The sequence below is a fragment of the Streptosporangium vulgare genome (assembly GCF_042428775.1).
In the GTDB taxonomy this organism is placed as follows: domain Bacteria; phylum Actinomycetota; class Actinomycetes; order Streptosporangiales; family Streptosporangiaceae; genus Streptosporangium; species Streptosporangium vulgare.
Map to the genome: position 1 here is coordinate 163349 of NZ_JBHMBS010000007.1, position 12567 is coordinate 175915.

Below are 12567 nucleotides of genomic sequence, written 5' to 3' on the forward strand. Positions count from 1 at the left end.
CCGCAGCGCCGGGTGTCCGGCCGGGCGGAGGAGACGGGCGCGGCGCGTTCCGTCGCGCCCGTCCGGCGCAGAGCGTCCGGCCGGGCGCAGGAGACGGGCCCGGTGCGCTCCCTCCCGCTCGCCCGGCGCCGGACGGCTGGGAGCGTCCCGCCCCTTCATCGCGCACGCCCCGCGACCGCGGGCCGTGCCGCCTCCCTCGGGCGGGACGCGCCCGGACGGCTCTCAGCGGGCGAGCACCTAGCTGGCCTGGCTCACCGTCGACATGTTGAAGTCGGGCACCCGGATCGGGGGCATGATCGCGCGGTTGAAGTAGTCGCTCCACTCGCGCGGCAGGGTCTGCTCGGAGGCGCCGATCTCGGTGAGGCGCCGGAGCAGGTCCACCGGGCTCTCGTTGAAGCGGAAGTTGTTCACCTCGCCCACGACCTCGCCGTTCTCCACCAGGTAGACGCCGTCGCGGGTCAGCCCGGTGAGCAGCAGCGTCTGCGGGTCGACCTCGCGGATGTACCACAGGCAGGTGAGCAGCAGGCCGCGCTCGGTGGAGGCGATCATCTCCTCCAGCGACCGCCCGCCCTCGGGCCCCCGCATGATCAGGTTGTCGACGGCCGGGGTCACCGGCAGGCCGGTCAGCTCGGCCGAGTGCCGGGTCTGCAACAGGTTGGCCAGCCTGCCGCCGGAGATCCAGTCGGTGGGCGCGAGCGGCAGCCCGTTGTCGAACACCGAGTTCTCCCGGCCGGAGGCGTGCGCCACCACGAACGGCGGGCACTCGATACCCGGTGCCGAGGGGTCGCCGTACAGGCGGATCGGCAGCTCGGAGAGGACGTCGCCGACGCGGGTGCCGCCGCCGGGCCTGGAGAAGACCGTGCGCCCCTCCAGGGCGTCGCGCGCCCCGGCCGTCCAGTACAGGTACGTCATCAGGTCGGCCACGGCCGTCGGCGGCAGCAGCGTCTCGTACCGGCCCGCGGGCAGCTCGACGCGGTTTCTCGCCCACTCCAGGCGCTGGGCCAGCGAGGCGTCCAGGGCCGCCACGTCGACGTCGGAGAAGTCGCGGGTGGACACGCCGGTCCACGCCGAGCGCCGCATGTCGGGGGACTTGGCGTTGAGCTCCAGGCGGCCGGTGGGCTGGGTGTGCCGCAGCCGGGTGCCGGTCGAGGTGCCCACGAAGGTCGTCGTGACGGTGTGCTCGGCGAAGCCGTACAGCCTGCGCCCGCCCGCCTCGGCCGTGGCGAAGGTCTCGCCCAGGGCGGGGGCGAAGGCGCCGAACACCCCGATCGAGGTCGTCTCCGCGGGGGCGTCCCAGTCGCCGGAGCGGGTGCCCTCCAGCAGCGGCCGGGCGTCCTCCGACGGCCGCGCGTCCTCGGCGGCGTGGTCGGCGGCGGCCACGACGTCGTCGAGCTGGTCGGGGCGGACCGCGGCCCGCGACACCACGCCCACGCCACGGCCCACGATGGAGATCACGGTCAGCTGCGCGGAACGGGACACGCCGTTGGTGGTGAGGGTGTTGCCCGCGAAACGCAGGTTGGCGCTCGACGTCTCGTCCACGATCACGACGTTGTCGTCGGCCGTGGAGAGTTCGAGGACCTTCTCGATCATCTCCTGGGGGGTCATCCCGTTCCCTTCCCGCCGGACCGTCCGGCCGACGCCTTCTTCCGTCCGCTCACCGTCACCGTGCGCGCTCAACTGCCACTCTCCTGGACGGTGTTGAGGATGCGAACGCCGCGGAAGAGCGCCGACGGGCAGCCGTGGCTCACCGGCGCGACCTGGCCCGGCTGTCCCTTGCCGCAGTTGAACGCCCCGCCCAGCACGTACGTCTGCGGCCCGCCGACCGCCGCCATCGAGCGCCAGAAGTCGGTCGTCGTGGCCTGGTAGGCGACGTCGCGCAGCTGCCCGGTGAGCCTGCCGTTCTCGATCAGGTAGAACCGCTCACCGGTGAACTGGAAGTTGTACCTCTGCATGTCGATGGACCAGCTCTTGTCGCCCACCACGTAGATGCCCCGGTCGACGCCGGAGATCAGCTCCTCGGTGGTGGGGCCGCCGGGCGCCGGGCGCAGCGACACGTTGGCCATCCGCTGGATCGGGGTGTGGCCGGGGGAGTCGGCGAAGGCGCAGCCGTTGGAGGCGCCCAGGCCCTTCAGCAGCGCCATCCGCCGGTCGAGCTGGTAGCCGACCAGGACGCCGTCGGAGACGATGTCGAACTCCCTGGTCGCCACCCCCTCGTCGTCGTAGCCGATCGTGGCCAGGCCGTGCTCGACGGTGCGGTCACCGGTCACGTTCATCGCCGGCGAGCCGTACACCAGCTTGCCGAGCTGGTCGAAGGTGGCGAAGCTCGTCCCGGCGTACGCCGCCTCGTAGCCGAGGGCCCGGTCGAGCTCGGTGGCGTGCCCGATCGACTCGTGGATCGTCAGCCACAGGTTCGACGGGTCGACCACCAGGTCGTACACCCCCGCCTCGACGGAGGGGGCCCGGAGCTTCTCCTCCAGCAGCTCGGGGATGCGCGCCAGCTCCTTGGGGAAGTCCCAGCCGGTGCCGGTGAGGTATTCGTACCCCCGGCCGGCGGGCGGGGCGAGCGTCCGCATCGAGTCGAAGCGGCCCTCCAGCACCCTCGTCGCGTTCAGCCGGGGCTGGACGCGCACCCGCTGCTGCGTGGTGACGGTCCCGGCCGTGTCGGCGTAGAACTTCTGCTCCTTCACCTGCATCAGCGACGCCTGGACGTGGTCCACCCCGGGATTCCTCAGCAGGTCGCCCGACCAGTCGGCGAGCAGCGCCGCCTTGTCGCGCATCGGCACCTCGAACGGGTCGACCTCGTAGGAGGAGATCCAGGTGACGTCGGAGTGCACCGGCTCGGGGGCCAGCTCGACGGGCTCGCGGTTGACCGCCGCGGAGACGACCGCCACCTCCACCGCCTGCTCGGCGACCCTGACGGCCGCCTCGGGGGTGAGCTCGATGCCCGCCGCGAAGCCCCAGGTGCCGTTCTTGACGACCCGTACGGCGTAACCGAGGGTGTCGGCGTCGATGGCACCTTCCAGCGCGGCGTCCGAGAGACGCAGGGTCTCCCCGCGGACGCGCTCCAGCCGGAAGTCGGCGTGCTCGACGCCCAGGTCACGGGCGCGCTGCAGGGCCGCGTCCGCCAGCCGGCGCAGAGGCAGGGCGAGGAAGTCGGAGTCGATCTGGCGCATGTCAACGATCCTAGCCCTGTGATCTTGTCCCTCCCGGACAAGGCGGTTACCCGCCGGTAGCCGATACCGTCTGACCATGGCTCGATCTGTTCTCGTAACCGGCGGCAATCGCGGCATCGGCCTCGCGATCGCCCGCGAACTCGCTCAGGCAGGTGACGACGTCGCCGTCACCTACCGTTCCGGCCAGCCTCCCGAGGGCCTGTTCGGCGTGCGCTGCGACGTCACCAGCACGGCCGACGTGGACGCCGCCTTCGCGAAGGTCGAGGCCGAGTACGGCCCGGTCGAGGTGCTCGTCGCCAACGCGGGCATCACCAGGGACACGCTGCTGCCGATGATGAAGGAGGAGACCTTCACCGACGTCATCGACGCCAACCTGACCGGCGCCTACCGGGTCGCCAAGCGCGCCACCCGCGGCATGCTTCGGCTCAAGCGCGGGCGCATCGTGCTGATCTCCTCGGTGGTCGCCATGCTCGGTTCGGCGGGGCAGAGCAACTACGCCGCCTCCAAGGCCGGGATGATCGGCTTCGCCCGGTCGGCCGCCAGGGAGCTGGGCTCGCGCAACATCACCGTCAACGTGGTCGCCCCCGGCTTCGTGGAGACCGACATGACGGCCGAGCTGGACGAGACCTACCAGGAACAGATCAAAAAGAACATCCCGCTGGGCCGCTACGCCGCCCCGGAGGAGATCGCACGCGTGGTCAGGTTCCTGGCCGGCGAGGACGCCGCCTACATCACGGGGGCCGTCATCCCCGTCGACGGCGGCCTGGGAATGGGGCACTGACGTGGGAATTCTCGAAGGCAAGCGGATCCTCGTGACCGGGGTGCTCACCGACGCCTCCATCGCCTTCTCGGTGGCCAAGCTGGCCCAGGAGGAGGGCGCGCAGATCGTGCTCACCGGGTTCGGCCGGCTCAGCCTGGTCGAGCGCATCGCCAAGCGCCTGCCGGAGCCGCCCCCCGTACTGGAACTCGACGTCACCAGCACCGAACACCTCGACTCCCTCGCCGACCGGGTCGGCGAGCACCTCGGCGGCCTGGACGGGGTGGTGCACGCCATCGGCTTCGCGCCGCAGACCGCCCTGGGCGGCAACTTCCTGAACACCTCCTGGGAGGACGTGGCGACCGCCGTCCAGGTCTCCACGTACTCCTTCAAGTCGCTCGCGGTGGCCGCGCTCCCGCTCATGAAGGAGGGCGGCGCGATCGTCGGCCTCGACTTCGACGCCACGAAGGCCTGGCCGGTGTACGACTGGATGGGCGTGGCCAAGGCCGGTCTGGAGTCCTGCTCCCGCTATCTGGCCCGCGACCTCGGCAAGCAGGGCATCCGGGTCAACCTCGTCGCCGCCGGCCCGATCAGGACCATGGCCGCCAGGAGCATCCCCGGCTTCGTCGAGTTCGAGGAGAGCTGGCCCGCCAAGGCCCCGATCGGCTGGGACATCAACGACCCGATCCCGGCGGCCAAGGCGTGCGTCGCCCTGCTGTCCGACTGGTTCCCCGCCACGACCGGTGAGATCGTCCACGTCGACGGCGGAGTCCACGCCATCGGAGCCTGAGCCGTTCCCACCCCGGCGGGCGGTGACCGGCCGGGGTGGTGCCGTACGGAGGCGGTGAGGCCGGGGCGGCCGATGAGCGGCCGAGCCGAGCCGAGGACCACGGGCGGGGCCGGGGCGGTGAGGTCAGGCCACCCGGTGGTGTCCCGGCGGAGCCGGCTCGAAAGGTATCGACTCCCGCACCTTCCGCCTGCTGTACAGCAGGCGGACCGCGAGGATCGCCGAGACGAGCACCGCCGTGGTGAGCACGGTGCTCGCCGTGTCGGACGACCGGCTGGGGGTCACCGGCTGCTCGTCCGGCATCTGCCGCTGGAGCTCCTGCATCAACGGGGCGGGCCACAGCAACTCCACCCGGGGCGCCTCGGCGTCGACCACGGGCGACGGCTTGGGGGCCGGCGGCTCGCCCACCTCGGTCGTGAGCGTCCGGGTGTCCGGGACCGGCACCTCGGGAAGCGGCGGCCGGTCGGTCGGCACCGGGACGGGGCTCTTCCTGACGGGAGCGGCGCCCTGGTCTCGTGAGGGGCTCGGCGAGGGGGTCGCCGACGGGCTGGGACTCGGCGACGTCTTGGGCCAGGGCGTCTCCGAGACCCCGGGCTCCTGCGACTCCTCGGTGAGAGGGGCCGCCGACGAGTCCGCGCACTTGGCGGAGGAGGCCACGGACCGGCAGGCGTCGGCGGGGTCCTGAGCCTGGGGCGCGTCCGTGTCGCCGGAGGACCTCTCCTCGTCCTTCCCGGTGGACGGTCTCTTCCCCGAGGGGGTCTTGGTGGCCGAGGGGGCCGGTGCCGGGCTCTCCGTCCCGGCGGGCGCCTCCTCGGCGCCGGCGGGCGTCTCGGCGCGGTTTCCGGCGTCGTCTCCGGTCCTGCTCCTGGCGCCGTCGCCGGGGGCGTCCGTGCCGGAGGGCGCCTTCGAGGGGGAGAGCGAGGAGATGCCCTCCGCGAGGCCGTGCACGACACCGTCCACGGCCTGGCAGACCCGGCCCGTCACGGTGCCCAGCAGCCCTCCGTGATCGCAGTCGTCCAGCCGCGTGGCGGAACTCGCCCGGGCGGCGCTCACGGGCACGATCGCGACCGCCGGAATCGCGCCCCCCAGCGCCAGCGCCAGAACGCCTGCCGCCATCGCAGTTCGCACTCGTCTCCTTCACCCCGGGCCGGATGCCGGCCATGAAACCGCGGCGGCATCCAGGTGTCCCCCTGCCACCTGCTTTGCCAGTTTTGTAGGGAGGCCCGCTTTTTCCACGGAAAGTCGTCATTCGGTATCGACTAGTGATACGCGAGACGAATTCTCGTTCGGTTTTTGTTCGGTTCTGCCAGGAGGTTTGTTACAGAAGTCTTGTCCGGTCCCGCCGGGAGATCGCCCGCTTTCCCGGCGGGCCGTGCGCGCCGGTGCTTTCCCGGTTTCACGCCTCAGTCCGCGGACACGTCGTCGAGCGCCTCCCTGATCTCGACGGGCAGCTCCAGGTCCTCGGCCTGGAGCACCCCGGACAGCTGCGCGTGGGTGCGGGCGCCGACGATGGCGGAGGCCACCCCGGGCTGGTCGCGTACCCACGACAGGGCCACCGACAGCGGTGAGACGCCGAGCCCCTCGGCGGCGGTCGTCACCGACTCCACGACCCGGCGGCACCGCTCGTCGAGGTAGGGGGTGACGAAGTCGGCGAAGTGCGGGGTCGCGGCCCGGGAGTCGGCGGGGATGCCCGTCCGGTACTTCCCGGTGAGGACGCCACGCCCGAGCGGCGACCAGGCGAGCACCCCCGCGCCGACGTGCTCGGCGGCGGGGATCAGCTCGCGCTCTGCCTCCCTGGCCAGCAGCGAGTACTCGACCTGGGCCGCGACGATCGGCACCCTGCCCGGGACCGCCCGCTGCCCCACCGCGGCGGTCGCCAGCTGCCAGCCCGCGTAGTCGCACACCCCGGCGTACGCGGCCCGTCCCGAGGACACGATGGCGTCCACCGCGGCCAGGGTCTCCTCCAGCGGGACGTCGGGGTCGAAGGCGTGTAACTGCCACAGGTCGACCTCGTTGACGCCCAGGCGGGTCAGGGAGGCGTCGATCGCGGCGACCAGGTGTTTCCTGGAGGCGTCGCGGGGCCTGCGCCCGGCGGGGGTGAGCACGGCCTTGGTGGACAGCACCAGCTCCGAACGCGGCACCGAGTCGCGCAGCAGCCGCCCGAGCAGCCGTTCGGCGTCGCCGCCGGTGTAGACGTCGGCGGTGTCGATGAGCGTGCCGCCGGCCTCGGCGAACGTGCGGAGCTGCGCCGCGGCCTCCTCGGCGCCGGTGTCACGTCCCCACGTCATCGTCCCCAGTCCCAGACGGGACACCGACAAGCCGCTCCGGCCCACATAGCGCTGCTCCATGATCCGGCCAGGTTACCGCCCGGCCACTTAAAAGTAGTGGAGCGAAGGCTGCAAGACTTGCCCGCGTGACGACCTTGTTGCTGGCCAGACACGGCCTTACCCACCTCACCGGTCCGGTCCTCGCGGGCTGGACCCCGGAGGTGCACCTCAACGACGCGGGACGGGCCCAGGCGGAGGCGCTCGCCGCGCGGCTGACCACCCTGGAGCTCGACGCGATCGTCTCCAGCCCGCTGGAACGCTGCCAGGAGACCGCGCGGGCGGTCGCCGGCGGGCGGCCGGGGGCGGAGGTGCTGACCGACGAGCGCTTCGGCGAGTGCCGCTACGGCGACTGGACGGGCCGCCCGATCGCCGAGCTCGTCAAGGACCCCCTCTGGCCGGTCGTGCAGGCCCACCCGAGCGCGGTGACGTTCCCCGGGGGAGAGTCCCTGTCCGCCGTACAGCACCGCGCCGTGACGGCCGTCAGGGAGTGGAACGAGCGCCTCGGCCCCAAGGCGGTCTATCTCGTGTGCAGCCACGGAGATGTGATCAAGGCCATCGTGGCCGACGCCATGGGACTGCATCTGGACCAGTTTCAGCGGATAACGGCCGACCCGGCGTCGCTCACCGCCATTCGCTACACCCCCTTGCGCCCCTTCGTGCTCAGGCTCAACGATCTCGGCGGAGATGTGGCCGGATTGCGCCCGAAGGAGGGTTCGGCGGGCGAGGACGGGGGAGAAAATCCCACCGGGAGCGATGCCGCAGTCGGCGGCGGATCCGGAACCACGTAAGGTCGGGCTATGCCGGTCTTCGACTACGATCCACCCGAGAGATTCGTGGCCGGTGCCGTGGGGCAACCGGGATCACGAACCTTCTTCCTGCAGGCGCGGGGCCAGGGCAGGCTGACCACCGTGGCCCTGGAGAAGTTCCAGGTCGCGGCGCTGGCCGACCGCCTCGACGAGCTGCTCGACGAGGTGTTGCGACGCGGTGAGGGCACCGTCCCCGTGCCCGCCGTCGCCCCGGCCGCGCTGGCGGACAACGCCCCCCTCGACATGCCGATCAGCGAGGACTTCCGCGTCGGCGTGATGGCCCTGGCCTGGGACCCCGAGGCCGCGCAGGTGGTCATCGAGGCCAAGGAGGCCGTCCCCGAGGACGAGGAGTTCGAGCCGTCCCCGCTCGTCGAGCCCACGGTGCTGCGCGTGCACATCAGTCCCGGCGCCGCGAGGGCCTTCACCAAGCGGGCCATGGCGCTCGTCGCCGCCGGCCGCCCGCCCTGCCCGCTCTGCGCCCAGCCTCTCGATGCCGAGGGGCATATTTGTGTGCGGCTCAACGGTTACCGGGGTAGTAGCGCTTCATCTGCTGGAGGAGGCGAATGAGTGCTGAGAGCGAGCCGGCGCTGAGCGCGGCGCCGGCCACGGGGCTGGACGACGAGACCGCGACGCGTCTGCTCCGTGACGGCCAACTGGACGTGGCGGGCCGCCTGGTCGAGGCGACCAACATGACGCTCTACTGTTCGGTCCGGCTCGGCGGGCTCGCGGCGGCCTGCGTGTACAAGCCGGTACGGGGCGAACGCCCCCTCTGGGACTTCCCCGACGGCACCCTGGCGGCCCGCGAGGTCGCCGCCTACGAGGTCTCCGCGGCGATCGGCTGGCGGATCGTGCCGCCCACCGTCTACCGCGACGGTCCCTTCGGCCCGGGAATGTGCCAGCTCTGGATCGACACCGACCCCGAGATCGACCTGATGGTGCTGATCCGCAGCCGCCAGCCCTCGCTGCGGCGGATGGCCGTCTTCGACGCCATCGTCAACAACGCCGACCGCAAGGGCGGCCACCTGCTGCCGCTCGCCGACGGCCACGTCTACGGCGTCGACCACGGGGTCTCCTTCTCGGCCGAGGACAAGCTCCGCACCGTGCTGTGGCAGTGGCGAGGCAAGCCCCTGTCCCGCGAGGCCATGAACGTCCTCACCCGCCTGGAGTCCGACCTGGAGCAGGGCCGCCTCGGCCGCCGCCTCCGCGAGCTCCTCACCCTCCACGAGGTCGAGGCCACCTGGTCGCGGGTCCGCAGGCTGCTCGACACCGGCCTGCACCCCCTTCCCTCCAAGGACTGGCCCGCCATCCCCTGGCCGCCGATCTGAGGCCACGCGGCGCTCTCCCGCCCCGGGCGCCGGGCGTCCCGCGAGGAGGCGGGGTCACCCCGCCGCGGCTCCGGTGACCTCGGTCCTCCTCCCGGCGGAGGGCCCCGGTACGCGCCCGTCTCCGGCGGGGGCGTAGCCTCCGGGCATGTGCACGGTTGTCGTCAGCATCGATCCGAGCGCCGAGATCCCCCTGATCGTGGTCGGGGTGCGCGACGAGTTCACCGACCGCCCCTGGGTCCCACCGGCCGCGCACTGGCCGGAGAGCGGGCCCGGCCTGATCGGCGGGCGTGACCTTCGGGCGGGCGGCACCTGGCTCGCCGTCGACCCCGGGGCCAGGCGGGTCGGTGCCCTCCTGAACGGGCTCGGCGTGCTCGCCCCCGAGGAGGGCCGTCGCTCGCGGGGCGACCTGCCGCTCCTGGCGGCGGCCGGGGGCGAGCCCGCGGAGAGCGATCTCGGGCACTACGACCCCTTCCACCTGCTGCGGGCCGATCCCGCCGGGGCCCGCCTGTGGCACTGGGACGGGATCACCCTGGAGCGGGACGACCTTCCCCCGGGAACCCACATGATCGTCAACAGCGGCTGGGAGCGCGGCGCGGAGAACGAGCGGGTGGCGTTCTTCCGCCCCCTGTTCGCCAAGGCGGGCCGTCCCACGGAACTCGACGGCCCCTGGGAGGAGTGGCGGGAACTCGCCACCGGGGCGGGCGTCCCCGCCGAGGACCCCCGTACGATGATCGTCCATCACGAACTGCCCGACGGGCGGACCTTCGGCTCCGGGTCCGTCACCCTGCTCGCCCTGGCGCCCGATGGCGTCCGCTACGACTTCACCGCCGCCCCTCGCGATCCGGGCGCCTTCCGCGAGATCCGCACGGAATGATCCGGTCGGCTCCCGGAGTTGAGGTGAGTGCCCGTACATCCACCGCCCCGGGCCAACCGGGGTGGTCTGACCGCTGGATAGGCTTCATTTTATGAAATCGTGGTCTGAGCCGAAGGTTCCTCGGCTTCCCGGTGCCGGTGTCCCGCTGCGGCTGTTCGACACCGCCGCGCGAGAGGTCGGCCCCACCAAGCCGGGCCGCACGGCGCGGATGTACGTCTGCGGCATCACGCCCTACGACGCCACCCATCTGGGCCACGCCAACACCTACCTCGCCTTCGACCTGGTCAACCGGGCCTGGCGCGACGCCGGCCACGAGGTGCACTTCACCCAGAACGCCACGGACGTCGACGACCCCCTGCTGGAACGTGCCGAGCGGACCGGTGTCGACTGGCGCGACCTGGCCGAGCGTGAGATCGAGCTGTTCCGGACCGACATGGAGGCGCTGCGCATCCTCCCGCCGCGTGACTACGTCGCGGTGACCGAGGTGATCGACCAGGTCGCCGACCTGATCGTGTCGCTGCGCGACAAGGGCGCCACCTACGAGCTCGACGGCGACGTCTACTTCGACGTGGCCGCGGCCCCCAAGTTCGGGGCCGTCTCCGGCTACTCCGAGGAGCGCATGCTCGCCCTGTTCGGCGAGCGCGGGGGAGATCCCGACCGGCCGGGCAAGAAGCACCCGCTCGACTGGCTGCTCTGGCGCGCCGAGCGCCCGGGGGAGCCGTCCTGGCCCTCGCCGTTCGGCCTGGGCAGGCCCGGCTGGCACATCGAGTGCACCGCGATCGCCCTGGCGAACCTGTCCAGCGGTTTCGACGTCGCGGGCGGGGGTTCCGACCTGATCTTCCCCCACCACGAGTGCGGCGCCCACGAGGGCCACGTGGCGTGCGGGGAGTGGCCCTTCGCGAAGGCGTACGTGCACGCGGGCATGGTCGCCCTGGACGGCGAGAAGATGTCCAAGTCGAAGGGCAACCTGATCTTCGTCTCCCGGCTGCGCCGGGAGACCGACCCGATGGCCATCCGGCTGGCCCTGCTGGCGCACCACTACCGTTCCGACTGGGAGTGGACCTCCGAGCAGCTGGGCTCGGCGGAGGTGCGGCTGGCGCGCTGGCGCTCGGCGGCGGGGCTGCAGACCGGCCCCGGCGCCGGTGTCGTGCTGGAGCGGGTGCGAGCCCGGATGGCCGACGACCTGGACGCCCCCGGAGCCCTCGCGGTCGTCGACGACTGGGCCGAGCGGGCCCTGTCCGAGGGGGGCAACGACCCGGACGCGCCGGGCCTCGTCAGGGCGACCGTGGACGCGCTGCTCGGGGTCGCGCTCTAGGGTCTCCGGGCCCCGGCGGTGCGGCCTCTGGATGCCCGGGGTCGCGCTCTGGGGCCTCCGGGCTCCGGGCGGTGCGGCCCCTGGAGCGCGGCGGCGTCCCGTTCCGGGGCGCCGCCGGCGCGGGGCCGTGAAAACGACGTGAAAACGACGGAGCCCGCACCGCTTGCGCGGTGCGGGCTCTGCCTGAAGCCTTTGAGGTCAAACCAGATCAGATGACCTGAACCTGGTCGGCCTGCGGGCCCTTCTGGCCCTGCGTGGTGACGAAGCTGACACGCTGGTTCTCCTCCAGGCTGCGGTAGCCGCCGGAGTTGATAGCCGAGTAGTGCACGAAGACATCGGCGGTGCCGTCATCCGGTGCGATGAATCCGAAGCCCTTTTCGGCGTTGAACCACTTAACGGTGCCCTCAGACAAAACTACTTCTCCTCATTGGGAGCCTCACCGAACCACCAGGTCGGCGGCACGGGGCTGCGTTGCGGACCCTACCATGCACCCGCGGAAACCATCCGGAGAAACTGTGTAACGTCCGCTGTCGGCGGACTTCTCATAAGCACTTGAGATGATAAGGCTAAGCGAGAACTACGACTGCAACCAGACAACCTTATCCGATGTCCTCGTGATGCGCAAGTCACAAGTTGGATGCGAAGAACCGCTCGCGTTCCTCCTCGGGGAGGTGGTCGACGAAGAGGGTGCCGTCGAGGTGGTCGGCCTCGTGCTGCAGGACGCGGGCGAGCATGCCCAGGGCGCGGACGGTGACGGGCTTGCCGAACATGTCGCGACCACGCGCGGTGACCATGTAGGAGCGTTCCAGCGGCCACCAGCGGTCCGGCGCGGACAGGCAGGCCTCGTCGGCCACGATCCTCCGCTCGGACAGCTCCAGGCGCGGGTTGACCAGGTGGCCGGACCTGCCGTCCAGCTCGTAGACGACGACCCTCAGGGGGACGCCGATCTGCGGGGCGGCCAGTCCCGCGCGGCCCGCGCCGGCCCGCATCGTGGCCTGGAGCGACTTGACCAGGACGCGCAGCGCGCGGTCGAAGGTGGTCACGGGCTCGGACACCGTGCGGAGCACGGGATCGGTGAACGGTCGGATCGGCTGGACGGCCACGCGCACTACTCCCCGAGGCGAACGAATTGGCACCGGAGACGATTCCCTTTGTCGCGCTGACTCAACCGTTACCCCGTCCCCCTTCAGGTTTCCGGAATGT

Annotated in this window: 13 protein-coding genes; 7 read left to right on the top strand and 6 right to left on the bottom strand. The window is 71.8% G+C overall.

From position 1 onward, the window contains the following. Positions 1–237: 237 nt before the first annotated feature. Positions 238–1605 (bottom strand): metallopeptidase TldD-related protein, encoded by a 1368-nt coding sequence (locus tag ACFFRH_RS17080; RefSeq protein WP_386157586.1) that lies wholly within the window; start codon positions 1603–1605, stop codon positions 238–240. Positions 1606–1673: 68 nt separating this feature from the next. Continuing rightward, the gene (locus ACFFRH_RS17085) at positions 1674–3173 is read right to left on the bottom strand and encodes a TldD/PmbA family protein (protein WP_386157589.1); all 1500 of its coding nucleotides are present in this window, start codon (positions 3171–3173) and stop codon (positions 1674–1676) included. A gap of 76 nt (positions 3174–3249) precedes the next feature. Here ACFFRH_RS17085 and ACFFRH_RS17090 point away from each other — a divergent pair, with 76 nt between their 5' ends. Both ACFFRH_RS17090 and fabI read left to right on the top strand, forming a co-directional pair. Continuing rightward, a complete protein-coding gene (locus ACFFRH_RS17090) occupies positions 3250–3954 on the top strand; it encodes a beta-ketoacyl-ACP reductase (protein WP_386157591.1) in 705 nt (234 codons plus the stop codon). Between the two features lies 1 nt (position 3955). Continuing rightward, on the top strand, positions 3956–4720 hold the full coding sequence (gene fabI / locus ACFFRH_RS17095) for an enoyl-ACP reductase FabI (protein ID WP_386157593.1): 765 nt from the start codon (positions 3956–3958) through the stop codon (positions 4718–4720). Between the two features lie 123 nt (positions 4721–4843). Here the strand turns inward: fabI and ACFFRH_RS17100 are convergent, their stop codons facing one another. After that, positions 4844–5845 (bottom strand): hypothetical protein, encoded by a 1002-nt coding sequence (locus ACFFRH_RS17100; protein WP_386157596.1) that lies wholly within the window; start codon positions 5843–5845, stop codon positions 4844–4846. A gap of 275 nt (positions 5846–6120) precedes the next feature. After that, positions 6121–7065, bottom strand: coding sequence for an aldo/keto reductase (locus ACFFRH_RS17105; RefSeq protein WP_386157599.1), 945 nt, complete (start codon positions 7063–7065; stop codon positions 6121–6123). 65 nt (positions 7066–7130) lie between these two features. Here ACFFRH_RS17105 and ACFFRH_RS17110 point away from each other — a divergent pair, with 65 nt between their 5' ends. The 5 genes from ACFFRH_RS17110 to mshC all read left to right on the top strand — a co-directional run bounded on the left by ACFFRH_RS17110 (position 7131) and on the right by mshC (position 11364). Continuing rightward, a complete protein-coding gene (locus ACFFRH_RS17110; RefSeq protein WP_386157602.1) occupies positions 7131–7832 on the top strand; it encodes a histidine phosphatase family protein in 702 nt (233 codons plus the stop codon). A 9-nt stretch (positions 7833–7841) separates the two neighbouring features. Further along, positions 7842–8417, top strand: a complete 576-nt coding sequence (locus ACFFRH_RS17115; protein ID WP_386157605.1) for an Rv2134c family protein — start codon at positions 7842–7844, stop codon at positions 8415–8417. After that, a complete protein-coding gene (locus ACFFRH_RS17120) occupies positions 8414–9175 on the top strand; it encodes an Rv2133c family protein (RefSeq protein WP_386157608.1) in 762 nt (253 codons plus the stop codon). Before ACFFRH_RS17115 ends, ACFFRH_RS17120 begins: the two co-directional genes overlap by 4 nt. 145 nt (positions 9176–9320) lie before the next feature. Next, positions 9321–10049 (top strand): NRDE family protein, encoded by a 729-nt coding sequence (locus ACFFRH_RS17125; RefSeq protein WP_386157611.1) that lies wholly within the window; start codon positions 9321–9323, stop codon positions 10047–10049. A 91-nt stretch (positions 10050–10140) separates the two neighbouring features. Next, positions 10141–11364, top strand: coding sequence for a cysteine--1-D-myo-inosityl 2-amino-2-deoxy-alpha-D-glucopyranoside ligase (gene mshC, locus ACFFRH_RS17130; protein WP_386157614.1), 1224 nt, complete (start codon positions 10141–10143; stop codon positions 11362–11364). Positions 11365–11572: 208 nt separating this feature from the next. On the opposite strand, the gene ACFFRH_RS17135 is transcribed toward mshC, so the two are convergent. After that, complete coding sequence (locus tag ACFFRH_RS17135) at positions 11573–11776, bottom strand: cold-shock protein (RefSeq protein WP_344903117.1); 204 nt, start codon at positions 11774–11776, stop codon at positions 11573–11575. Between the two features lie 214 nt (positions 11777–11990). Then, positions 11991–12467: a peptide deformylase gene (gene def / locus ACFFRH_RS17140; protein WP_386157618.1), complete on the bottom strand. Its 477-nt coding sequence runs from the start codon at positions 12465–12467 to the stop codon at positions 11991–11993. Positions 12468–12567 lie beyond the last annotated feature (100 nt).